The following is a 23,907-nucleotide window of genomic DNA, read 5'->3' on the forward strand; positions in this document are numbered from 1 at the left end:
GTCAGATGATCGAGTCAATGTCGAAAGTGTGGGGCGCGCCAATTCTGTGACCGTAGAGCGTTACCAGCAGCGGGTCATCCTCGGCGGCGTCAGGTGCCATGGCGAGCTGTTCTTCTGCCTGGTTTTCCCGGTGCAGCTGCCAGCGCGGCAGGCTTTCGGCCAGACGTTCCGGTTGTTCTGCCAGCGATCCATAAACATCCGTGGTCGTCAGGCGCCGGTGCCGCAGACTGGCCAGCCGTTCGCGGGTCGTGCGGATGTTCTCGATTTCATGATTGAGCGCTTCGACGATGTTTTTCCGGCTGCGCACATAGCTGTCCGGCCGTCCCGGCAAATTGCTGCGCTGGCGGCGCAACTGATCGGTGATGCGCTGCAGCGCTGTCTCAACCAGCGCGAATTCTCGCTCGGTAACCAGCGTGCGGTTTGACTCCTGTGCCTCCTGCCAACGCCGCAACACCGCCCAGCACGCCGGGATGTAAGCCCCGGTCATCGAATGGTGCCCGGCGTCGAAGATCTGCTTGAGCAACGTCGGCCGATCCGGCAGGCCGTGCCGCTGCCGGATCGCCACGTCACAGGCTGCGTGCTGGGTGATGGTGTCGCAGCCCGGCTCCCAGAGGATTGACGACACCTGCTGGCGGCCGAACTCCACCGGCATGGCGTGTCGCAAACGGCCGTGGTGGTCGTAGGCTTCCCCGGTCCAGTTGGTGATGCCCGCGACGAACACCGACAGACCGAGCGGGACATTCACGAAGGTCAGCGCTGCCCCGGTGCCGTAGATATCGGCCTTGGTGTTCATCCAGCTGCCGGGCACGCTGGGCACCGGGTCGTTGTGGTTGACCATGCGGTGATGCACGAGATCGGCTGCACCCTTAACGAAATCCGCGTCGCCGGCGCGGGGGGCGCCGTAGGTGTAGAGCTGGATTTTGTAGCCCTCAGGCCTACGGCGGAGCATTTCGGCCAGCAGCAGCGTGATTGCGCCACCGAGGCTGTGGCCGCAGATCAGGAGTGTTTGGCCGGTGTAGAACTTTTCGAGGTAATTGACGGCGAATGCGCCAGCTTTTTTGGCCGCTTCATAGAAACCTCGATGTACCTGGCCTTCGCCTTCCGCAAACGGCACCTGCAAGGCATCGGCATCGCGTAACCCATCGGCGACGATCTCGGCGGTGCCGCGAACGGCGATCAGGATCAGTTCGTCGTTGTGGGTGATGAAGGCTTGGGTGTCGGTAGCCTCATTTCCTTCGCTTCTGTCATCAAGGAAGTGAACCTTGGCTGGATGTTCTTGCGACTCGATCCTCTTCGGGTCATTCACTTCGTACAGATCCGAGTCGAATGGAACGATTTCCAGGCGTTTGGAATACGGCACGTCTTCGTACAGAGGGTAATAGGCTTTGATTTGATTCGAGTCGACTTTCCATAGTTCGTCGGACTTGGCCAAGGCGTCGCCAAACCAATTGCCTACGCTGGGTTGCAAAGGAAAGGTCACTCGATTTTCTTTGATGGGAGCACTTTCTGGCTTCTGACCGAAGGGGCAGTAGCTCAAGGTTGCCATCAATGAGAGCTGGTACAGATTGAGTGCACAGAATTGCGGAGCTGTGGATAACATCGGTCGCAACGCGCGTAACGGGCGCACTTCAAGAACAGTGTGACGTTGTGGCATCAGAGCGACACCCAGTTTGCCGTGTTCGCGCATGATGGCTGCACAGCCGGAGTCGAGAGGGTAATCGCGATACACCTCGGGTGGCAGATGCGAGGCATATCTGACCAGGTGACGGACTTCGACTTGAAAGTAGTCTGCACCGTCAGCAATCTCGGGTCGTTCCCGTGTGCGGGTGGCATTCCGGTTCAGATAACGAGTTTTTTCGGCGCGTACCTGAAGTTCGGTTATTTTTAGGGGGTAATGTCGCCTGCTTTGCAAACTTGAGTAGAGCTGTTCCTTTCCTTCATACGATTGATCAAATAGCAACGATATAGGCCCCGCAAAGTGATAGTCCACTCTGCCCTTGCCCGCTGCATCCAGACGTCCTATGTATTTATGGCCTTCCGAATCAGTGGCGACATAGGCCAATCCAGCATAGGGCTCACCCGAGTAAAACTCATCGATGAGTTGAAAACTTGTCCATTTGCCACCGGCAGGACATGTCAGCATGCGGCCGCCTAACGGCGACGGCAGATCCTTTTCAATTGATTCCATCGTGAAACCTCCTTACTCAGTGCAACTTGGATAAATGGTGCAGACTCGGCCATCCGGCATTGTGAAAGTGCTGAAGTCGGTGTAGTTGCCATAACAAAAGGCGTACTGATCCTCAAAGTTGTCGCCTAAGCATCGCTTCCAGCCATTTGGAAAATTTACCCAGGTGTCCCTGAAGTAAGGTTGTTCTTCCCTTGCTACTTTGATTTTCATCCTCACGGTTGTGCCTGGAAGTTGATCGTGGGTGTATGCCGCAAACGGGCGCCCCGGCTGTGGAGTGCCCTGAGCATCGGTTTCCTTGCAGTCGAGTATTTTTCGCAGGATCCTCGGCTTACCTGAGGTGCGAAAAAGCCACTGACATTGGCCGTAGAAAATGCTTAGACCTTTATGGTTAAAAGTGCCTTTGTAGCGATCGTCCAATTCCGACCGTATAACAACAGCTGCACTATCAGCGCTAATGTCGCTCCAGTCCTTCCCGTAGGCGGCTCTGATGTCCAGATCAATTCGACGTATTACCATCGGGCAACCATTGATGGTCTTGCGGATGGCGATTTCGGAAACCGGCTCGTACGTTTCTCGCCAATTCCTGTTGTATCTGTTGGCTGTTTTGCGGAGGTCTATGGCTCTGCAGTTTTCACTACTATTGATCGGCTCATACTCTGCGAGGGCTTCATAGGCGAACCCTGGCGGTAGCTCTGCCGTGAAAGTGAATGTATTTGCCGGTTGGGTTTTGCACCCAGCGATGAGGGCAAGGCAAACAACCAAAGTCGCACTGCGCAGCGCGAGTCCAATCGTCGGGGAGGTCAGTGTTGGAGATTGCAGCTCCTTTTGAATTGATGTCATGGCGAAACCTCCTTATTCCGTACAGCCCGGATAAATGGTGCAGACTCGGCCATCAGGCATTTTGAATGTGCTGAAATCGGTGTAATTGCCGTTGCAATAGGCATGCGGATCGTCATATCCATCACCCAGGCATCGCTTCCAGCCATTCGGAACTTTCACCCACGTATCCCCCCATCCGGGTTTCTCTTCCTCTGCCAAAGTAATCTTCATCCTCACCGTTTTGCCCGGCAGTTGATCAGGGTTAAAAGCCCCGAAGGTCTTCCCGTAGGCGCGTGCTCCTTGGGCATCGACCGTTCTGCAATCCAGGATTTTTCTTAGAATTCGCGGTTTGCCCGAGGTGCGAAACCACCACTCGCACTGACCTTGGAAGGTGCTTTCACCGGCCTCGTTGAATACGCCTTTGAACCGCTCCTCCAGATCATCGCGGATGAAAACCATGGCTTCGTCACCACTGAAGTCGCCCCGTGTTTTGCCATAGCTCGAGTTGATCTCCAGCTCGATTCGCCTCACGACCAACGGACACCCCTTAACAATCTTGCGAATCGTGATCTCGGCATCAGGCTTGTAGTCCGTGCGCCACTTGCTGTTGAACACCGGCGCAAGGTTGTGGCGCCTGTCGAGGGTGCAGGTCTGGCCTTTCTCGGGTACGTAATGAATCACTGCGACGTAGGCAAACCCCGGTGGTAGATCGGCTGTGAATTTGAAGGTATTCGGCTGTTTGCCTTGGCAGCCCCCCAGTGCCGCGAAAACGCCGATAAGGGCGATGGTCCTGAGCTGAATCTTCATGAAGGCATCTCCCCGCTCCAGCTCTTCGAAAGCAGGTAAACCCGATCAAAGTGCTCATCCGGCGTTTCGTCCGGTCGGGGTTGCCAATGAGGCGCGAGGGTCGGGGTTTGCAGGCTCTGGATCAGCAGAAATTCCAGCCGCTCCGGCGCCAGCCAGCCCCAGGCTTCGGCCTGTGCCAGTCGCTCGCGTAGCCAGATGTGCGGGTCCTGCGAGCCCGCCAGCCCGGCGTAGGCCTGCACATGCTCGGCCAGCAGAAAACGGTGGGCATTGGCCAGACGAATCTCCATGGCGGGCTGATCGGGCATCGGCAGGTGCAGCCATGGCGGCGAGTCCGGCAGCGGATTGGTGCCGGGCGCTGGGTTGTCGGTGCTTTGCCAATGCGAGCCCTGCCAGTAACACACGCTGATCGCCGGCCCGAGATACGCCGGTAGCGCCTCGACCGGCAGATGTTCCAGCGCCCGGGCCAGCACCCGGTTGTCGTGGAAGCGGTACAGCGCCTGATGCGGACGGGTGCCGACGAGCATCCGTTCCTGCCAGTGCCTGATCCACGTCTTCAACTCGCCTTTGCCCAGGCTGGCGAGCCAGCCCCAATGGCTGTCGGGCCTGTCGAGCAGGGCGTCGAGGCGACGGTCGTCGGGCTGGTCGAAGGTGAACAGGAACGGGCCGGTGTCCGCCAGTTCGGCGACCACGGTTTCACCGTAGACGCTGGCGTACTGCTCGTAACGGCTGCTTTTCAGCCAGCGCTGGCGCATGTCGCGTTCGTTCTGCGAGTCGAGTACCAGGCACAGGAGGCGATCCGCCCGGTGTTGCTCGATCAGCCAGTGCGGCACAAAGGATTGGCTCATGCGGCGGCTCCCTCGATCAGGCACGCTCCTCCTCGACAGGCCTCGCAGATCGGGCAGAAATCTGCACCCAGCGTTTTGCTGTCAGCCATCAAGGCGGTTTGCGAGGGAGCTACCAGTGGCGGCAGAGGCGTCGATGGCGCCAGGTCTTCAACGCTGTCGGGCAGCAGAATCGGCGCGCGTAGAAAGGCCGCCGGTGCGCCGCCGATCAGCAGGTCGCTGCTACCGAAAAGACCACCGTGATCAAGCACAAAATGCTCGCCACCGACCTTCAGGCTGATGCTTTTTCCGGCCTCCAGTACCAGATGCTCGCCAGCGCTCAAACACACCTGCCCGGCAGCTTCGACCGTCAGCGACAGACCGATCCGGGTGTGGCTGTTCTGGCTGACGTGCAGGTAGTCGCTGGCCTTGAGATGGGTCTTGCGATCACCGGTAATGGTGCGTTGCTCTTCTGCGTGGAGCACGCTGACGCTGTTGCCCTTGATGGTTTCCCGGCGCTGGTTGCCGATATCCAGGTGACTGTCGTGCTCGATCTTCTGCTGCAGATCGCGCTGGGCGCGCAGATAGATCAGTTCCTGACCGGCGCGGTCTTCGATCATCAGCTCATTGAAGCCATTGCTGTCGGGCGTGCTGCGGGACCGGAACACGCTGCGGGTCTTGTGCGCCGGCAATTCATAGGGCACCGGGTTGGCGCTGTTGGCCAGGCAACCGCTGATCACCGGATGGTCGGGATCACCGTTGAGAAACGTCACCAGCACCTCCATGCCCACGCGCGGAATGATCACGCTGCCATGGGCGTTGCCGGCCCAGTTCGTGGTGGTCCGCAACCAGCAACTGCTCTTGTCGTTGTGCCGGCCTTCGCGGTCCCAGAAAAACTGCACCTTGACCCGGCCGTAACTGTCGCAATGGATGTCTTCGCCTTCCGGCCCGGTGACCACGGCGGTCTGGGTACAGCCGATGGAAGGTTTGTCGTAGCGCAACGGCGGGCGATAGATCGCATCCCACGGTGTGGCTTCGAAATGGTTGCGGTAGCCCTGGACGAAGTCGCTTTTATCGCTCACGGCGATGTCGCTGCCGCTTTCTTCGAGCACCTGAGGCTGTTGGCCTTCGTGTTCGATTTCGGTGAGCAGCCAAAGGTCGTTCAATGCGGGGTCGGGGTGTTCTGACAACGACAGGAAATGCCCCGACACCAGCGCCGGTTCGTCGCTGTCACCCTGAGCTACGCGCTCATCGCTGCGATGACGTTCCAGGATTCGTCGGGCGAGCAGTTTGCCGTGCTCCCGGTCGAGGACTCGCCCCGGATAGGCGTAATCCTCCAGATCAGGCTGACAGTTCTCGTTCGGTATCCGCGCGTCGGACTCCAGCACGATGCGCGCCCTTTCGAAATCGTAGGCGCGCCGACTGGCGCGACTGGTGCGGGTATTGAGCCCGCAGTCTAAACGGTGGATCACCGGCCGGTCGGCCACCATCGCGTTGCGCGGTTTGAACGGGGTCGGTCGGGCGAGCCTGGGAAACACGGTCTGGTCGTCGCCGAACACCAGCAGGTGCCTGTCGAGGCTGTGGCGGAAGTGGTAGTGCAGGCCGTCTTCCTGGCACAGGCGCTGGATGAAGTGCAGGTCGGATTCGTTGTACTGCACGCAATATTCACGATCCGGCAGGGCCTGGCCGATCTGGAACAGGTAGCCATCCGCGTGAATGCCATGTTCCTGAAGAATCTGCCCGATGATTTGCGCAACGCTCAGGTGCTGAAAAACCCGCTGATTGAAACGATGGCCCAGATTCGTCAGACATGGCGCGAGGGTCAGGTGGTATTGCGTCAGCCGGTACCCGATATCGTCCCTTCCGATGTGCTGGATCTGTCCATGAACGCCATGGCCGTGGTCATCGAAGGCCAGAAAAGCCTGCCGGTGCATGAGGCCGGGAAGATCGATGTCCGGTCTCGGGCTGACCAGTTTGACGTCGAAGGAGTAAGGCTGGCTGATGGATTCGGTGCCGGTGAAGGACAGCACCTGCAGGTCGTGTTTAAAGGCGTCGGTGATGAGGCGCAAACGAGCATTGGCATTGAACATCCGTTGTTCCTTGTCCTGTGACAGATTCGGAACAACGCTAACAAGATGAACCGCGAATTTATGTCGGACGTTTCCCAATTCATTCGGTTTAAAAGCCCGGATTACAAGGGCTTTAGCCGCATCCTACGGAATCGCCCTACAAGATTTTCAGAGTGGCGAATCAGTTGAACGAAATGCAGAAATACCCCAACTGCGGATCCCGCCCCAGCGCCGGCACCCGCGACACGAAGATGTCCTCTACCCGACCGAGTTCCGGCAAGTCCAGCGCGCATAAACCGTCGACAAACTCGGTCGGCACCAGGCTGTTGAATTCCAAGCAGAAGGGCATGCGTTCGCTGTAGCGGGTTTTCGCCGCGGGAACCTCATCAAGGTATTCGATCCGAATCGGCAAGGCCGTGCCATCGGGCAGGTAAAGCGTGCGTTGCTGCCCCAGCAACGGCTGGACATGTTGGATCTGCACCGCTTGCAGCATGGTTTGACTCCATTGAAAAAAGAACGGCCGGGGGCCATCAAGCCCCCGGCGTTTACTCAGTTGCGCGACGGGAACAGACCGTTCAGGGCAATGCTGAAGTTAAGGACCAGGGCCGGGTTCAAGACCTGCATTGGCTGACTGCCGCCAGTGGAGGAAATGTCTCCGGTAACGGTGGTGGTCACACCCTTGAGCGGTACCGGTGTGGCACCTTGGGCGTCGGAATAGATATTCGCCGAACCAGGGCCGCCGCCGGACGCGCCGATGTACGAATTGGTGGCGGTGGGCACAGTCGCCGGATTGCTGGCGGGTACTGCCAGCGAAAGGGCGGTGTTGGCCGTCAGGCCGGTCATGGCGTGGGTGTGATTGGGCATGTTGGCGATGGTGGCGGTGACGCTTTCTGTGCCGTACACCTCACCGATGACGCGCGGCGTCAGGCCCAGTCCGGTGCCTTGTGCGACGGGCACGCGACCTTGCAGGTTGGGCAGTTGAAAGTTGGTCGTGCCATTGCCGCCGTAGTAAGTGCCCAGCAAGGCGAACAGCGCCTGGTATTGCGAGATGCCCAGGATTTGCCCGTTGCACAAGGCCCAGCCACTCGGGGCGAAGTTGAAGGCGAACGGTTGAATCGTACCCATAAAGACTTCCATGGTTCCTCATCCTTCTGTTGTGTGGTCGGCGCGCCGCGCGGTCGCCCTTGTTGTCGGGCCGGTCGAAACGTTGTGCTGACTCCTTCCTTTTGCGCGGGCAGGTCACGCCACGCCGTAGCGTAGACCCGGATCGACGGACTTGCCGGACGTCGTCGTGGCCGCGCGTCGACTGCGGTGCTGGCCTACAGTGTTGGCAGTTGATGACGCAATTGTGTTCGCAAAAACGCTGAGGGGAGGTTGATGGAGGTCCTTCGCGAGACACCGCTGGGAGATACTCAAGATCCGTTCGCCGCACCGAATGCCGGTGTCCGGCGCCTGTTGCGCTGGGCGCGCGAGCACTGGTTGATACCGATCCTGCTGCTGGCCACCGTGGTGCGTTTTTATGACCTGACGGCTGCCGCGATCTGGGGCGATGAAGGTTCGAGCCTGCTGCTGGCGCGCTATTCGCCGGGCGGGATCTGGACGCATGCCGCGTTCGATGTGCATCCGCCGCTGTATTTCATGCTGCTGCACGGCTGGATCGGCGTGTTCGGCGACGGCCTCCTGGCCATTCGCAGCTTCAGCGCACTGGCCGGCATCGCCACGGTCGGACTCGGCGTGAGCCTGGTCGACCGGCTGGCCACTCGCCGCGCGGCGATCATCGCAGGGGTGTTGCTGGCGCTGCTGCCGACGGCGGTGCGCTACAGCCAGGAAGTGCGTATGTATGCGTTGCTGGGTTTGCTGCTGATCGGTGCGACGCTGGTGCTGGTCAAGTGGATCAGGCGACCGCATCGTCACCGCTATCTGCTGATCTATGCGCTGCTGATGACGGCGGCGTTGTACACCCACTATTTCGCCGTGCTGGCGGCGCTGAGCCATTGGCTGTATCTGGGGTTGATCCGCCTGTTGCCGGGTTATCGCCTGAAGCATCTCCAGCGCAAGGATTGGTGGCTGGCCAATCTCGCCATCGTCGTGCTCTACCTGCCGTGGCTACCGAACCTGATCGATCTGCTGCAACACATGGACGCGCTCAAGGCCGGCGGCGATGTGGGCTGGGAAGATCCGGTGACCCTGTCTTCGCTGCCGTCGATGATCTGGCTCTGGTTGATTCAGGACGAGGGCGAACATCTCCCGTTGCTGCTGTTCGGCGGTGTGCCCCTGGCTTTGCTGGTGCTGGCGGGGGTCGCCGTTGCCCGTGATCGCAGCGTGAACCATGGCAGCGTGCTGCTGGCGGTCTACACCGGCATGCCGTTGTTGCTGGTGTTCGCCGTGTCTTTCATTACGCCGATGTTCATCGAGCGTTACCTGACTGCCTACGCGCTGGGGCTGCCGATGCTGGCGGCGCTGGCCATCGACCGGCTCTACAGCAGCGTGCGCGTGCTGGCGATGGCGGTGCTGCTGTCGCTGGTCGGGGTCGAGATGATCGGGGTGAACAACAACGCCACGGTCGACCGCAACGACCAGTTCAACGTCATGGTCGATTACGTCAACCGCCACTTCGCCAGCGGCGACCGGATCGTCACCAGCGACATGCTCTGGTACCTCAGTTACGTCTATTACAACCGCACTGAGGCTCAAGTCCGGCTGTTTACGCCGCCCACTGCCGAAGGGCGCTCGACTCGCCCGAACCATTACGGTTTCGGCACGCTGGTGTCCGATGAGGTCTACCTTGATCGGTTGGGCGACCTGCCGAAGGACAGTGCCCGGGTCTGGTTGATCGGTGATCTGGACATGGAAGTATCCGATCCATTTCTGCCCTTGCCTGCGACCTGGCAACTGCGGGATCAGGTGCACGCGGGCGGGGCGAAAGCGCGACTTTTCTCGGTGCAGACGCCCGATGGATCGGGAGAGAACTGACTTAAACGCTTCACCATTTTATTCGCGATAAATACGATGTTTTTAAGTCCGTTTTGCTCTTTTCTGATATCAAAACACTACTAGTCGAATGGGTATTGTTGGATTACGCTCATCAGACAAAAGGACTTACAAATACGGTGAAGGGATTGCAGCAGTTCCACTTTATCTCCGGCTTGCCGCGCTCAGGTTCTACCCTCCTTTCTGCGATCCTCCTGCAGAACCCTCGCTTTCATGCCGGCATGACCAGTCCGGTCGGCGCGCTGTTCTCCGGTGTCCTTGAACAATGCAGTGCCGGCAGCGAATTCGGCGCGGTGATCGACACCGACATGCGCCGCCGCCTTTTGCGCGGTCTGTTCGATTCCTATTACGCCGACAAGGCCGACAAACCGGTTGTATTCGACACCAACCGCCAGTGGTCTGCGCGACTGCCGGCCATCAACGACCTGTTCCCGCAAGCCAAGGTCATCGCCTGTGTGCGCAACGTCGCCTGGGTGATGGACAGCCTGGAGCGGCTGTACCGCGCCAATCCTTTCGAAAACACCAAGCTGTTCGGCGATGCGGTCGAGCGCAACACGGTCTACAGCCGCTGCGAAACCCTGGCCCAGCGCAATCGCCTGGTGGGTTTTGCCTGGGCGGCGCTCAAGGAAGCCTATTACGGCGAGCACGCCGATTCGCTGCTGATCGTCGATTACGACCTGCTGACCCAAGCCCCGGAGCGGGTGCTGCGGCTGGTCTACGACTTCATCGGCGAACCCTGGTTCGAGCACGATTTCGAGCACCTGGCCTATGACGCGCCAGAGTTCGACCAGGCCCTCGGTGTGGCTGGCCTGCACAAGGTCAAACCCAAGGTCGCCCTGCAGTCGCGGCGTACGATCCTGCCGCCGGACCTGTTCAAGCAATACGCCGATCTGTCCTTCTGGCTCGATGGCTCAGCCAGCGCTGCCAATGTCATTCGTATGAAGTCCGACGCCGCGATCAGTTGATCGCGGCGTTTTTCATTGATGCGTCAACAACTGTGTTCGAGTCCGGGTGAGCAACATGTGGTGGAGCAAGCAGAAGTCGCGGGTTACCGAAGGCCAACGGACGCTGGCGGCGCCCATGATCATGTCGCTCGAACCGCGCATGCTGTTCGACGGCGCCGTCGCGGCCACCGTCGCCGACACCGCCGCCCAGGCTGACAGCCATGCCACCGCCGATGCCGCGAAAGCGCCGGTCGCCGACCACCCGAGCGCCAGCAAGGACACCCATGGCCAGGCCGATGCTACGCCCGCCGCCAGCCCGGTAGCCGTGCCGGGGCAGAGCGTGGTGTTCGTCGATTCCCGGGTCAAGGATGCCGACAGCCTGCTCAAGGGCGTGGCCCCCGGCACGCAAGTGGTCAAGCTCGATGCCGGCAAGGACGGTTTGCAGCAGATCGCCGATTATCTCGACCAGCATCAGGGCGTGAGCTCGGTGCAGATCATTGCCCACGGCAATGCCGGTGACCTGTGGCTGGGCAACAGTTATCTGTCGGCCGACAACGTTGCCCAGCGCAGCGCGATCCTGGCGGAAATCGGCAAGGACATGAACGCTGGCGGCGACATCCTGATCTACGGCTGTTACACCGCCGAAGGGGATCGTGGCCTGAGCTTCGTCGACTCGCTGGCGCAGCTGACCGGCCGCGACGTGGCCGCCTCCAGCAACCGCACGGGCTTGGGCGGCGACTGGGATCTGGAGATCGCCACCGGCACCATCGAAAGTGCCAACGTGCTGTCGACCCAGGCGATGAGCGAATACCAGTGGGGCCTGGCCACCTGGACCGCCACCAACAATGCCAACACCGGGGTCGGCTCGCTGCGCGCAGCGCTGGCGTCGGCGCAGAACGGCGACATCGTGACCTTCAGCTCCGGGATGACGGTGCAGCTCACCTCGGAATTGCTGATCAACAAGAACATCACCGTCGATGGTGACCTGAACAATGACGGGGTTGCCGACGTCACGCTCGATGGCCAATACCGGACCCGAGTGGTGGAAATCACCTCCGGCAGCACGGTGACCCTGGATGGTCTGGTCATTACCCGTGGCCTGGTTTCGGGCAACGGCGGTAATGGCGGCTACGGCGCAACCGGTGCCATGGGCGGGGGGATTTTCAACGCCGGTATCCTCACTTTGAACAACGTTACGGTGACCAGCAACGCGGCAGCCGGTGGTGGTGGCGGCGGAGGGGTCACCAGTGCGTACTACGGCGGCGGTGGCGGCGGTGGCGGCGGGATTGGCGGTCAGGGTGGCGGTCATGGTGGCACGGCCGGACCGGGCACCGGCACCCTTGGCGGGCAGGCCGGCAGCGGCGGCGTCGGCGGTTACGGCGGTGGCTACGACGCGACGCACATGGGGGGCGCGGGGGCAGCAGCACGGGCGGTGCCGGCGGGCTGGGGGTGTCCTACTACAGCAACGGCGGCAATGGCGGCACGGCCACCAACGGCACGATTTCCATTGGCGGCGGCGGTGGCGGCGCAGGCTGGGACAAGGTCGGCGGCGCCGGCGGCAATGCCGCCGGTGGCATTTACAATGCTTCCACCGGCACGCTGAAAATCGTCGGCACCTCGGTCATCAGCAACAACCTCGGTGCGGGGGGCGGCGGTGGTGGTGGCGGCGGACTGGGCAGCAATGCTTCCAACGGCGGCATCGCCGGGCGCGGCGTCGGCGCCATCTGGAACCAGGGCGGCACGGTGCTTATCACGGCGGCCAACTTCGCCGCCATCAGCGGCAACGCCGCAGGCAGCGGTGCCGGTGGTACGGCATCGGGTGGTGGCACAAACGGTACTTCACCGGCCGCTGTCTCGGCGATCTACAACAACGGCGGCACGCTCAACACCGCCTACGTGGAGCCGCCGACCGCGACTATCGTGATGGCCGACACGGCCCTGAAAATCGGCGAAACCTCGCTGGTGACCATCACCTTCAGCCGGGCGGTGACCGGGTTCACCAACGCCGACCTGACGATTGCCAACGGCACGCTGACATCAGTAAGCAGCAGCGACGGCGGCCTGACCTGGACGGCGACCTTCACGCCGACCAACAACATTACCGACAGCACCAACCTGATCACCCTCGACAACACCGGGGTGACCGCGATCAACGACGGCGTGGCGGGTGTCGGTACGACCAACTCCGTCAACTACGCCATCGACACCGCGCGGCCGACCGTGACCATCGTGATGTCCGATACGGCGTTGAAGATCGGCGATACGTCGCTGGTGACTTTCACCTTCAGTGAAGCAGTGACCGGTTTCACCAACGCCGATCTGTCTATCGCCAACGGCACGTTGAGCGCAGTGAGCAGCAGCGACGGCGGCATCACCTGGACCGGAACGTTCACCCCGAGCGCCAGCATCAGCGATACCACCAACCTGATTACCCTGGACAACACCGGTATCGCCGACCTTGCCGGTAACGCCGGCACCGGCACCACCGATTCGGTCAATTATGCGATCGATACCGTGCGGCCGACGGCAACCATTGTGGTGGCCGACACCAATCTGGCGGCCGGTGAAACCTCGCTGGTGACCATCACCTTCAGCGAAGCGGTCAGCGGCTTCACCACCGCCGACCTGACCGTGGCCAACGGGACCCTGAGCGGTTTGAGCAGCAGTGACGGCGGCATCACCTGGACCGCCATGCTGACGCCGACCACCAACATTACCGACACCACCAACCTGGTCACCCTGGATAACACCGGGGTTGTCGATCTCGCCGGCAACGCCGGCAGTGGCACCACCAATTCCAACAATTACGCGATCGACACCGCGCGTCCGACCGCGACCATTGTGGTCGCAGACACCGCGCTGAAAATCGGCGAAACCTCGCTGGTAACCATCACCTTCAGCGAAGCGATCACCGGTTTCACCAACGCCGACCTGACCATTGCCAACGGCACGCTGACTGCCGTGAGCAGCAGCGACGGCGGCATTACCTGGACGGCGACATTCACGCCGACCGCCAGCATCACCGACGCGACCAACCTGATCACGCTGAACAACACCGGCATCGCTGATCTGAACGGCAACGCCGGCAGCGGCACCACCGACTCCAACAACTACGCCATCGATACCGTGCGCCCGACCGCGACCATCGTGGTGGCCGACAACAACCTGCGGATCGGTGAAACCTCGCTGGTGACCATCACTTTCAGCGAAGCGGTCAGCGGTTTCACCAATGCCGATCTGACGATTGCCAACGGCACCTTGAGCGCAGTCAGCAGCAGCGACGGCGGCATCACCTGGACGGCGACGTTCACCCCGAGCGCCAGCATCACCGATACCACCAACCTGATCACCCTGGACAACACCGGCATCGTCGACCTGGCGGGCAACGCCGGTAGCGGCACCACCGATTCGAACAATTATGCGATCGATACGGTGCGGCCAACCGCGACCATCGTGGTGGCCGACAGCAACCTCACTGCCGGCGAAACCTCGCTGGTGACCATCACCTTCAGCGAAGCGGTCAGCGGTTTCACCAACGCCGACCTGACGATTGCCAACGGTACGCTGACCGCCGTGAGCAGCAGTGACGGCGGCATCACCTGGACTGCGACGTTCACGCCGAACGTGGGCGTCAATGACGCGACCAACCTGATCACCCTGGCCAATACCGGCATCGCCGACCTTTCGGGCAACACCGGCAGCGGCACGACCAACTCCAATAACTACACCATCGACACCGTGGTGCCGACCGCGACCATTGTCGTGGCGGACTCCAGCCTGAAAATCGGCGAAACCTCGCTGGTGACCATCACCTTCAGTGAGGCCGTGACCGGTTTCACCAACGCCGACCTGACCATCGCCAACGGCACGCTCAGCGCGGTCAGCAGCAGCGACGGCGGCATTACCTGGACGGCCACGTTCACGCCGACCACCAACATCACCGACGCCACCAACCTGATCACGCTGGACAACACTGGCGTGCAGAACCTGTCGGGCAATACCGGCAGCGGCACCACCGATTCGAACAACTATTCAATCGACACGGTGCGTCCGACCGCCACCATCGTGGTCGCCGACACGGCGCTCGGCGTCGGCCAGACCAGCCTGGTGACCATCACCTTCAGCGAAGCCGTGACCGGTTTCACCAACGCCGACCTGACGATCGCCAACGGTACGCTGAGCGCGGTCAGCAGCAGCGACGGCGGCATCACCTGGACGGCGACGTTCACGCCGGCGGCGGGCATCACCGATACCACCAACCTGATCACCCTGGATAACACCGGCATCACCGACCTGGCAGGCAACGCCGGCAGCGGCACCACCGATTCCAACAACTATGCGGTCGACAGTCAGCGTCCGACGGCGACCATCGTCATGAGCGACATTGACCTGCGTCCCGGCGAAACCGCGCTGGTGACCATCACCTTCAGCGAGGCGGTGACCGGTTTCGACAACTCTGACCTGAGCGTCGCCAACGGCACGCTGAGCAATGTCTCGTCGAGCGACGGCGGCCTCACCTGGACGGCCACCTTCACGCCGAACATCGGTGTCAGCGACCTGACCAACCTGATTGTCCTGAACAACACCGGTATCACCGACCTGGCCGGCAACACCGGCACTGGCACCACCAACTCGGCCAATTACCAAGTGCAGACCCAGGTGCCGACTGCCACCATCGTGGTAGCCGACCCTGCGCTCAAGGCCGGGGAAACCTCGCTGGTGACCATCACTTTCAGCGAAGCGGTCAGCGGGTTCGACAACAGTGACCTGACCATCGCCAACGGCACGCTGAGCAACGTCAGCAGCAGTGACGGCGGCATCACCTGGACCGCGACGTTCACCCCGACTGCCAATGTCACTGACGCCACAAACCTGATCAGCCTGAACAATGCCGGAGTGACCAACGTCTCAGGCAACAGCGGTATCGGCACCACCGATTCCAACAACTTCGCCATCGACACCGCGCTGCCAACCGCCACCATTGTGGTTGCCGATAACCGCCTCGGTATCGGTGAAACCACCACCGTGACCTTCACCTTCAACGAAGCGGTGATCGGGTTCGATCTGGCGGACATCAGCGTCGCCAACGGTTCGTTGTCAAACCTGAGCAGCAGCGACGGCGGCGTGACCTGGACCGCAACCTTCACGCCGACAGCCAACGTCAACGATCCGACCAACCTGATCCTGATCGACACTGGAGGCGTCCAGGACCTGGCGGGCAACCTCGGGGCGAGCATCGCCATCTCCAACAACTACATCCTCGACGCGACCCGGCCGACGGTGAACATCGTGGTCGCCAATCCGAATCTGGGCATCGGCCAGAGCACCACGGTGACCTTCACCTTCAGCGAGGCGGTGAGCAATTTCGACCTGTCCGACCTGAGCGTGACCAACGGTGACCTCAGCAACCTGACCAGCAGTGACGGCGGCAAGACCTGGACCGCGACTTTCACGCCGACCGCGAATGTCACCGACCCGAGCAACTTCATCGCGCTGGACACCAGCAACGTCACCGACCTTGCGGGCAACGCCGGCAGCACGGTCGCGGTGTCGAACAACTACGCCCTCGACAGCGAACGGCCGACCGCGACGGTGGTGATCGCCAATCCGAACCTGGGCGTCGGTCAGACTTCGCAGGTGACCATCACCTTCAACGAAGCGGTGAGCGGTTTCGACCTGTCGGACCTCAGCGTAGCCAACGGCACTCTGTCCAACCTGAGCAGCAGCGACGGTGGCAAGACCTGGACCGCGACCCTGACGCCGAACGCCAACGTCAACAGCGCCAGCAATGCGATCAGCATCAACACCGCCGGGGTCAGCGACCTGTCGGGCAACAGCGGCAGCAGCGTCAGCAGTTCCGGCAATTACGTGATCAACACGGTGCCTGTGCCTCCTGTGACACCGACTACTCCGTTGATCGTGGTGACACCGGATCCGGAGTTCCGCAGCAGCGATCCGGTCGCGCCGCCGCCACCGCCGAACGTTCCGCTGCAGCCGATCGTCTTCACCGCGCCCACTGGCGACCTCGGTTCACCGCTGACTTTCGCGCCGTTGTTCGAGCAACGGGTGATCGGCAACGGCATCCGTCCGCTGGGGGATATTTTCATCAACCGCGGTGCATTGAGCCCGAGCTTCATTGCCCAGGTTTTCAGCAGCAGCGACAACCTGGGTGACGGTTCCGGTCATGGCTTCCTCGGGTTTGGTGGCGGTGATGGCGGGGTGTTCGGCAGCAGCACGCTGTCGAGCCTGTTCAATCAGGACAGCAGCACCGAGCGCGATTCGCTGAATGCCTTCGACCGTCATTCGATCAAGGGCGGCGATATTTCCCAGGGCCTGCGCGGTGTGTTCGGCGCGCCGACCCTGGGCCAGCAACTGCAACAGATCAAGGACAGCGAGCAGCACCGGGTCGACAACCTGGCGGCAGCACTGCAACAGGTCGGCATCAGCGAAATGCCGGCCTGACAACACACAACAACTCACATATGTGCGGGACCTAGGGGCGATCCAGGGATGAAGAAAAGTCAGAAGTTGTTCGGCGCCAGCCTGCTGGCGCTGGCGATCAGCGGATGTGCAGTGACCAGTGAACCGATCGAACGCAGTGTCAGTGAACAAAGGGCCCGGGCCGACCTGCAAAGCATGTACAAGGGCCAGGAGCCGCTGAGCGGTCCGCTGACCCTGCACCAGGCCATGGCCCGCGCGGTGAAATACAACCTCGAAGGCCGCTTGAAAATCATGGAGGAAGCGCTGGCCAAGCGGCAGCTCGACCTCGCCAGTTTCGACATGCTGCCGCGCATGGCGCTGGACGCCGGTTACGTCGGACGTAACAACGTCAGCGCCTCCAGCAGCCAGAGTGTGCGCACCGGCACCCAGTCCCTGGAACCGTCGACCTCTCAGGACCGCGACCGCGACGTCGCCGACCTGACCATGGTCTGGAACGTCCTCGATTTCGGTGTCAGCTACATCAGCGCCAAGCAGCAGGGCGACCAGCGCCTGATCGTTCAGGAGCGCCGGCGCAAGGTGATCAACACCATCGTTCAGGACGTGCGCTCGGCCTATTGGCGGGCGATGGCTGCCGAACGCCTGCTCAAGCAGATCGACAGCCTGATGGCGCGAGTCGACACCGCCCGCCGCAACAGCGAAAGCATGAGTGAACAGCGCATCGGCGATCCGGTGCAGTCGCTCGGTTACCAGCGTTCGCTGATCGAGGCGACCCGGCAACTGGAAGAACAACGCCGCGCGCTGTCGCTGGCGAAAACCGAACTGGCGACCCTGATCAACCTGCCGCTGGGCACCAACCTGACCTTGGCCACCGATGACGGTTACCGGATCCCGGAACTCAAGGTCGATCTGAGCAAGCTCGAACAGGAAGCCCTTACCAGCCGCCCGGAACTGCGCGAGCAGGACTACCAGACCCGGATCAGCGCCGCCGAAACCCGCAAGGCCATGCTGCGTCTGCTGCCGGGCCTGGAGTTCTCCGCCGGCGGGCACTACGACAGCAACTCGTTCCTGGTCGAACAGGGCTGGGCCGACTACGGCGTCAAAGTCACCTGGAACCTGTTCAACGTGATCTCTGCCCCGGCGGCTATCGATGTGGCGAAGGCCGGTGAAGAAGTCGCTGCTGCACGCCGTCAGGCGATGTCGATTGCGGTGTTGGCGCAGCTCTACGTGGCCAATGCCAACTATCAGGAGGCGCTGCGCCAGTTCAAGACCAACCAGCAACTGTCGGACATCGACGGGCAAATTGTCGGTCAGTTGCGTAACCGTCGTCAGGCCGACGGCATTGGTGAGCTGGACCTGATTCAGGGCGAGCTCAACACCTTGCAGGCCGACTTGCGGCGTGACCTGTCTTACGCCGATCTGCGCAATGCCTATGGCCAGATCTTCGCCAGCGCCGGCCTCGATCCGCTGCCGGATCAGGTGCAGTCGACCGAAGTCCAGTCGATCGCCACCGCCCTGGCCAACCGCGAAGCCGCGTGGGCCTCGGGGGATATTTCGCTGCCGGTGGCCCATGCCGCCGCGCAGTGACGTATTGGCGCCGACTGCCAGCATCAGCCGTGCCCAACGCGAGGCCCGCAACGGCCATCGCGGCACGGCGATGCTGCTGACCGGCTTGCCGGCGGCAGGCAAATCGACCCTTGCCCAGGCGTTGCATGCCGAGTTGTTCAGTCGTGGTCTGCAAAGTGTGGTGCTCGATGGCGATGGCCTGCGCGTCGGGCTCAACCGTGACCTGGGTTTTACCGATGCCGACCGCCTGGAAAACATCCGCCGCGCCAGTGAGCTGGCGGCGTTGCTGGTGGAGAACGGGCAGATCGTGATTCTGGCGATGATCGCGCCGTTGGCGGAACTGCGCGAAGTGTTTGCCCGCCGTTTGAGCGAGGACTATCGCGAAGTCTGGTGCAGCGCCGCGCTGGCGGTGTGCGAGCAGCGCGATCCGAAAGGGCATTACGCCCGGGCCCGGCGTGGCGAGCTGGCCGGGTTCACCGGCGTGTCGGCGCCTTACGAGGCACCGGCCCAGGCTTCGCTGGTGCTCGACACCGGCACGCTGACGGTCGAAGCCTGTCTCGACCGGTTGCTGACCTGGCTCGGCGAATCCGCGGTGTTGCCCAAGGCATGAGCCGGCCGGCGTTCTCACGGTTGCCAGTGACGGTGGATCTGCCGTTGCTGTTGCAGGCGCTGGCGGCGATTGAAGACGCTGCCTGGCGCGGTCATTTCAACACCGCTTATTTCGCCGGCGACTGGAGCGGCGTGGCGCTGATTTCCGCCGCCGATGCGCTGACCGAACTGTCCCCCGGCAGTGCCGAACCCGTACGACGCGCCCCTTGGCTGAATGATGGTCGTTGGCAGCAGGCCCTGCGGGATCTGCCGCTGGAAATCGTCAGTGCTCGGTTGTTGCGACTGGGCCCGGGCGGGCAGATTCATGAGCATCGCGACTACGACCTTGAGGGCGTGGACGCCGATTTGCGCCTGCACATTCCGCTGCTCAGTCCGCCTGCCGTGGACTTCTGGCTCGACGGCCAGCGGATGCCGATGGCGAAGGGAGAATGCTGGTTTCTCGATCTCGCCCGACCGCATCGGGTCGACAATCGCGACAGCACGGTTCGGGTTCATCTGGTGCTCGATTGCCGCCCCGCGCCCTGGCTGGAGCAGATGATTGTTGACGGTTTGCCGAGCACTCCGCTGCCTGATGGCGCGGAGACGGCGCTGCAGCGATTTCAACGGTTGCTGGTCACGGATCCGTTGCTGTCCGCAACGTTGCAGGCATTGCACGACCCCGAATCATTCACCGTCCAGACGCTGGCGTTGGCCGCTGAACGAGGCCTGCATTTTTCCCGTGAGGAACTGCTGGCGGCGATGCGCAATGGTCGTCGGTCATGGAACGAACAATGGCGTCTGTGAACTTCGACGGCTGGCTGCCGATCCGCATCTGGAAAACCGCCGGGCAATGGCAGGTCGACTGGTGCTGGTTTGGCGACACGCCGCTGCATCAGCCGTTCTTTCGTGAAGCCGTCGAAGACGCGTTGCGCCTGCCGTTCAATCAGGCGTTCCGCCGGCAAACGCCCTTGTCGGCGCTCATGGATTGGCAGGCGCTCAGTCCGGGTCTGCCGCCGAGTGCCTTCATCCTGCACGCCTCTCGTTGCGGCTCGACGCTGATCAGCCAGATGCTCGCCCGGCTCGACGATCACATCGTGGGCTCGGAGCCGCCGCCCCTCGATGCCTTGCTGCGTAGCGAGCTGCCGGACGAAGAACGCCGCGCGGCCATCGCCGGATTGCTTTCGGCGTACGGTCAGCGGCGGTGCGGTACGGAGCAGCGGCTGGTGATCAAGCTCGACGCCTGGAACATCGGCGAATGGCCGTTGCTGCAGGAATGCTTTCCCGATACGCCTTGGCTGTTTGTCTATCGCGATCCGCTGGAAATCGCCGTCTCGCACCTGCGCCGCCCCGGCCTGCACATGGTGCCGGGTGCACTCGGCGATTGTGTGCTGGACGACGATTTGCCGTTCGAGGGCAGCGAGGATTTCATCGCCCGGCGGCTGGGGCGCCTGCTGGAGGCGGGGTGGGTGCATTGCCGTGATTCTGCCGGGCTGGCGCTGAACTACAGCGAATTGCCCGACGCGATGAGCGGGCGGCTGGCGCGGTTTTTCGGGCTCAGCGCCACGCAGTGTGAACAGGCGCTGACAGCGACGGCGCAGCACGCGAAGCAGCCGTCACAACCCTTTGTCGTCGATGGCGAACACAAACGCCGGGAGGCATCGGCGCTGTTGCGGGCACGGATCGAAGATTGCGCCCGTGCGCCCTATGCCGCGCTGGAACGCTTGCGCGCGCTTACGATTTCGCCGACAGATCCGCCATCCCCTTGAGCAGTTCGATCGGCAACGGAAAGACGATGGTCGAGCTCTTGTCGCCGGCGATCGAACTCAAGGTCTGCATGTAGCGCAGTTGCATGGCGCCGGGCTGGCGACCAAGCATTTCGGCGGCCTGCATAAGTTTTTCCGAGGCCTGCAATTCGCCTTCGGCGTGGATCACCTTGGCTCGCCGTTCCCGTTCGGCTTCGGCCTGTTTGGCGATGGCGCGCACCATTGATTCGTTGAGATCGACGTGCTTGATTTCGACGTTGGCGACCTTGATCCCCCAGGCGTCGGTCTGGGCGTCGAGCACTTGCTGGATGTCGATGTTCAGGCGTTCGCGTTCGGCCAGCAGTTCGTCCAGCTCATGTTTGCCGAGCACCGCACGCAGGGTGGTCTGGGCCAGCTGGCTGGTGGCCATGAGGAAATCCTCGACCTGGATGATCGCTTTCTGTGGGTCGAGCACGCGGAAGTACAGCACCGCGTTGACCTTGACCGAAACGTTGTCGCGGGTGATCACGTCTTGTGGCGGCACGTCGAGGACGATGGTGCGCAGGTCGACCCGGACCATTTGCTGCACCACCGGGATCAGCAGGATCAGCCCCGGCCCTTTGACCTGCCAGAAGCGTCCGAGCTGGAACACCACCCCGCGTTCGTATTCGCGCAGGATGCGGAACGTCGAGCCGGCCAGGGCGATCAGCAACAGCAGCAGCGCGACAAAACCGATTTGCAGACCCATGATCACTCTCCGAGCGGTGCCGCGTCAGTCGCGGCCACTTGCAGCAACAGACCCTTGCGCCCGACCACGCGCACCGGTTGCCCGGTGTGCAGCGGCGTGGCGCTCAGCACCTGCCAGCGTTCTCCTTGTAATTGCACCCAGCCGTTGCGGCTGTCTTCCGGTTGCACCACCGTCACCGCCGTGACACTGCCGAGCAGGCCGGCATCGCCGCTGACCGGTTGGCGCGGTCGGGTTTTCAGGGCGCGGATCAGCAATGCGATCAGCAACAGGGCGCTCACCAACCCGAGGCCGATCATCATCGGCACCGGCAGTTCGGCGTTGCTCAGGATCAGCGCGCCGATCACGAACATGACGATACCGCCGAGGCCGATCAGCCCGTAGTTGGGCAGCGCGGCTTCGGCGATCAGAAATGTGATGCCCAAGGTAATCAGCCACAGGCCGACCGGACTGACGGCGGTAAACGGACCGTCCGCCGCAACCACCGATCCACTCAGCAGCAACAGGGCAAGCGCACAGCAACGGATGTTCACGTGACCCTCCGCGAGAGTCAGGACTTGTTCTTACAGTCTAGTTGAGGCTGCGGCTGGATGATTTTTAACCAGTTTGCCCGCCCCGCCAGTGGGCGGATTTCCCGGTGTTCGCGGCCCGCCGGACTAGACTTTCAAGGACAGCCACAGCGTTTCATTACCGTCCGCCGCGCAGCGTCGGCGGGCACCGAGGTGCATCATGCGTATGGCCAAGAAAGTGCAGAGCAGCCTCAACCGGGCGCAATGCGAATATGACATCGTCACCCACCCGCACTCGTCCAGCAGCCTGGAAACGGCGCGGGTCTCCGGGATTGCCGCAGAGCGGGTGGCCAAATCGGTGATTCTGGACGACCGCCACGGGCACTACCTGATGGCGGTGCTGCCCGCCAGCCGCCACCTGGACTTGAGCAAGGTGCGCAGCAGCGGCGAATGGCAAATCACCCGCGAAAGCAATCTGGCGCACATTTTCGACGACTGCGAACGCGGTGCCGTACCGCCACTGGGCGATTCCTACGGCCTGGACATGGTCATCGACCCGCTGCTGACCCGGCAGAAAGACATCTACCTGGAAGCCGGCAACCACAACAACCTGCTGCACATGAGCATGCCCGAATTCCTGAAAATGGTGCCGCATGCGCAGGTGCGGGAGTTGAGTCAGTAGGTTTGCGGCGCTTTTGACGACGCTAATCGCGAGCAGGCTCGCTCCCACAGGTCCTGCGCTGAGCCTGTGGGAGCGAGCCTGCTCGCGAAATTCTTGCATCCACTGAATCTTCAAAGGACCAGAACAATGGAAAACCCGACGCACAGCCTCCCATCCCTGTTCAAGCAACTCGGCCTGGACAACGACCCGGTCAGCATCGACCAGTTCATCGCCACCCATTCCCCGCTCAAACCGGAACTGCACCTGTGCGACGCGTTTTTCTGGAGCAAAAGCCAGGCGGATTTCCTGCGCGACGAGATTCTCGATGATGCGGATTGGGCGGAGGTGGTGGATCAGTTGGATGTGATGTTGAGGAAGGGGCGGGGGTAATTATCAGCTTGCCGTTCGTAAGCTGAATCGACTCATCCGGTTGCCAGTAATGCTTCCTTAGACCAGAATTACGACCTCAATTGAGGTCTTTTATTATGCAAAGTGTTCTGGCCGATATGGCTGTCAGTGTTTCTGAACTGAAAAAAAACCCCTCCGCAGTGCTAAACGGCGCGCACGGAGGAGCAGTCGCTGTCCTGAATCACAACCGGGTCATGGGCTACATGGTGCCGGCTGACGTTTACGAAGCCATGATGGAGCGGCTCGATGATCTCGAGTTGGCAGAAATCGTTCGTTCTCGCAGTCACGAGACTCCCATACCGGTAAGCCTGGATGACCTATAAGCTCGAATTTCTGCCTTCCGCTCACAAAGAGTGGAACAAACTGGGTCATACGCTGCGTGATCAATTTAAAAAGAAGCTGGCTGAGCGTCTTGAGCGTCCGCGTATTCCGGCTGACTCGCTCCACGGCATGCCTGATTGCTACAAGATCAAACTCAAAGCGTCCGGTTATCGACTGGTTTACCAAGTGATCGAAGAGCGGGTGGTTGTCTCGGTAGTCGCCGTGGGTAAGCGCGAGCGAAGCGACGTCTACGAAAACGCGAAAAGACGTTGAGTTGAAGCACGCAACCC

General features: G+C 61.6%; 19 protein-coding genes and 1 pseudogene. 11 read left to right on the forward strand and 9 right to left on the reverse strand.

Translation table 11 applies throughout. The features are described from left to right. Position 1: 1 nt before the first annotated feature. The 7 genes from ABFB52_RS01775 to ABFB52_RS01805 form a co-directional block, all read right to left on the reverse strand. Positions 2-2,188 (reverse strand): lipase family protein, encoded by a 2,187-nt coding sequence (locus ABFB52_RS01775; protein WP_102688566.1) that lies wholly within the window; start codon positions 2,186-2,188, stop codon positions 2-4. A 12-nt stretch (positions 2,189-2,200) separates the two neighbouring features. Then, entirely contained in the window at positions 2,201-3,028 is an 828-nt protein-coding gene (locus ABFB52_RS01780) for a hypothetical protein (RefSeq protein WP_219733687.1), read from the reverse strand. A 12-nt stretch (positions 3,029-3,040) separates the two neighbouring features. Next, on the reverse strand, positions 3,041-3,814 hold the full coding sequence (locus ABFB52_RS01785) for a hypothetical protein (protein ID WP_129973979.1): 774 nt from the start codon (positions 3,812-3,814) through the stop codon (positions 3,041-3,043). After that, the gene (locus ABFB52_RS01790) at positions 3,811-4,659 is read right to left on the reverse strand and encodes a DUF4123 domain-containing protein (protein ID WP_129973978.1); all 849 of its coding nucleotides are present in this window, start codon (positions 4,657-4,659) and stop codon (positions 3,811-3,813) included. The genes ABFB52_RS01785 and ABFB52_RS01790 overlap by 4 nt, the downstream gene beginning before the upstream one ends. Then, on the reverse strand, positions 4,656-6,725 hold the full coding sequence (locus tag ABFB52_RS01795) for a type VI secretion system tip protein VgrG (protein ID WP_129973977.1): 2,070 nt from the start codon (positions 6,723-6,725) through the stop codon (positions 4,656-4,658). The genes ABFB52_RS01790 and ABFB52_RS01795 overlap by 4 nt, the downstream gene beginning before the upstream one ends. Positions 6,726-6,885: 160 nt before the next feature. After that, the gene (locus ABFB52_RS01800; RefSeq protein ID WP_011331869.1) at positions 6,886-7,197 is read right to left on the reverse strand and encodes a hypothetical protein; all 312 of its coding nucleotides are present in this window, start codon (positions 7,195-7,197) and stop codon (positions 6,886-6,888) included. Positions 7,198-7,253: 56 nt separating this feature from the next. Beyond that, positions 7,254-7,841 carry a tail fiber protein gene (locus tag ABFB52_RS01805; RefSeq protein WP_129973976.1) on the reverse strand — a complete coding sequence of 196 codons (588 nt, stop codon included), beginning with the start codon at positions 7,839-7,841 and terminating at the stop codon, positions 7,254-7,256. Positions 7,842-8,081: 240 nt separating this feature from the next. Here ABFB52_RS01805 and ABFB52_RS01810 point away from each other — a divergent pair, with 240 nt between their 5' ends. The 7 genes and pseudogenes from ABFB52_RS01810 to ABFB52_RS01840 all read left to right on the forward strand — a co-directional run bounded on the left by ABFB52_RS01810 (position 8,082) and on the right by ABFB52_RS01840 (position 20,997). Then, positions 8,082-9,677 (forward strand): glycosyltransferase family 39 protein, encoded by a 1,596-nt coding sequence (locus ABFB52_RS01810; RefSeq protein WP_129973975.1) that lies wholly within the window; start codon positions 8,082-8,084, stop codon positions 9,675-9,677. 137 nt (positions 9,678-9,814) lie between these two features. Next, positions 9,815-10,660 (forward strand): sulfotransferase, encoded by an 846-nt coding sequence (locus tag ABFB52_RS01815; protein WP_011331872.1) that lies wholly within the window; start codon positions 9,815-9,817, stop codon positions 10,658-10,660. A 55-nt stretch (positions 10,661-10,715) separates the two neighbouring features. Further along, positions 10,716-17,101 (forward strand): annotated as a pseudogene (locus ABFB52_RS01820) (Ig-like domain-containing protein). A gap of 48 nt (positions 17,102-17,149) precedes the next feature. Beyond that, positions 17,150-18,664, forward strand: coding sequence for a TolC family protein (locus ABFB52_RS01825; protein WP_102717897.1), 1,515 nt, complete (start codon positions 17,150-17,152; stop codon positions 18,662-18,664). Continuing rightward, complete coding sequence (gene cysC / locus ABFB52_RS01830) at positions 18,648-19,253, forward strand: adenylyl-sulfate kinase (protein ID WP_129973838.1); 606 nt, start codon at positions 18,648-18,650, stop codon at positions 19,251-19,253. Before ABFB52_RS01825 ends, cysC begins: the two co-directional genes overlap by 17 nt. After that, the gene (locus ABFB52_RS01835; protein ID WP_129973837.1) at positions 19,250-20,035 is read left to right on the forward strand and encodes an aspartyl/asparaginyl beta-hydroxylase domain-containing protein; all 786 of its coding nucleotides are present in this window, start codon (positions 19,250-19,252) and stop codon (positions 20,033-20,035) included. Before cysC ends, ABFB52_RS01835 begins: the two co-directional genes overlap by 4 nt. Continuing rightward, the gene (locus tag ABFB52_RS01840; RefSeq protein WP_129973836.1) at positions 20,023-20,997 is read left to right on the forward strand and encodes a sulfotransferase family protein; all 975 of its coding nucleotides are present in this window, start codon (positions 20,023-20,025) and stop codon (positions 20,995-20,997) included. The genes ABFB52_RS01835 and ABFB52_RS01840 overlap by 13 nt, the downstream gene beginning before the upstream one ends. Here ABFB52_RS01840 and ABFB52_RS01845 read toward each other — a convergent pair. Together ABFB52_RS01845 and ABFB52_RS01850 are read right to left on the reverse strand one after the other, a co-directional pair. Next, on the reverse strand, positions 20,963-21,721 hold the full coding sequence (locus tag ABFB52_RS01845; protein WP_007957673.1) for a slipin family protein: 759 nt from the start codon (positions 21,719-21,721) through the stop codon (positions 20,963-20,965). The two genes, ABFB52_RS01840 and ABFB52_RS01845, sit on opposite strands and share 35 nt — an antisense overlap. 2 nt (positions 21,722-21,723) lie before the next feature. Further along, positions 21,724-22,251 (reverse strand): NfeD family protein, encoded by a 528-nt coding sequence (locus tag ABFB52_RS01850; RefSeq protein ID WP_085746279.1) that lies wholly within the window; start codon positions 22,249-22,251, stop codon positions 21,724-21,726. Positions 22,252-22,447: 196 nt separating this feature from the next. Between ABFB52_RS01850 and ABFB52_RS01855 the strand changes: the two genes are divergently transcribed. The 4 genes from ABFB52_RS01855 to ABFB52_RS01870 all read left to right on the forward strand — a co-directional run bounded on the left by ABFB52_RS01855 (position 22,448) and on the right by ABFB52_RS01870 (position 23,890). Further along, positions 22,448-22,909: a YbaK/EbsC family protein gene (locus ABFB52_RS01855; protein ID WP_007957669.1), complete on the forward strand. Its 462-nt coding sequence runs from the start codon at positions 22,448-22,450 to the stop codon at positions 22,907-22,909. A 126-nt stretch (positions 22,910-23,035) separates the two neighbouring features. After that, the gene (locus ABFB52_RS01860; RefSeq protein WP_039773016.1) at positions 23,036-23,278 is read left to right on the forward strand and encodes a DUF2789 domain-containing protein; all 243 of its coding nucleotides are present in this window, start codon (positions 23,036-23,038) and stop codon (positions 23,276-23,278) included. A 95-nt stretch (positions 23,279-23,373) separates the two neighbouring features. Beyond that, entirely contained in the window at positions 23,374-23,619 is a 246-nt protein-coding gene (locus ABFB52_RS01865; RefSeq protein WP_039773014.1) for a type II toxin-antitoxin system Phd/YefM family antitoxin, read from the forward strand. Then, positions 23,609-23,890, forward strand: coding sequence for a type II toxin-antitoxin system RelE/ParE family toxin (locus ABFB52_RS01870; protein ID WP_039773012.1), 282 nt, complete (start codon positions 23,609-23,611; stop codon positions 23,888-23,890). The genes ABFB52_RS01865 and ABFB52_RS01870 overlap by 11 nt, the downstream gene beginning before the upstream one ends. Positions 23,891-23,907: the final 17 nt, after the last annotated feature.

The sequence above is a fragment of the Pseudomonas sp. 9.2(2024) genome (assembly GCF_039695385.1).
In the GTDB taxonomy this organism is placed as follows: Bacteria; Pseudomonadota; Gammaproteobacteria; order Pseudomonadales; family Pseudomonadaceae; genus Aquipseudomonas; species Aquipseudomonas paraglycinae.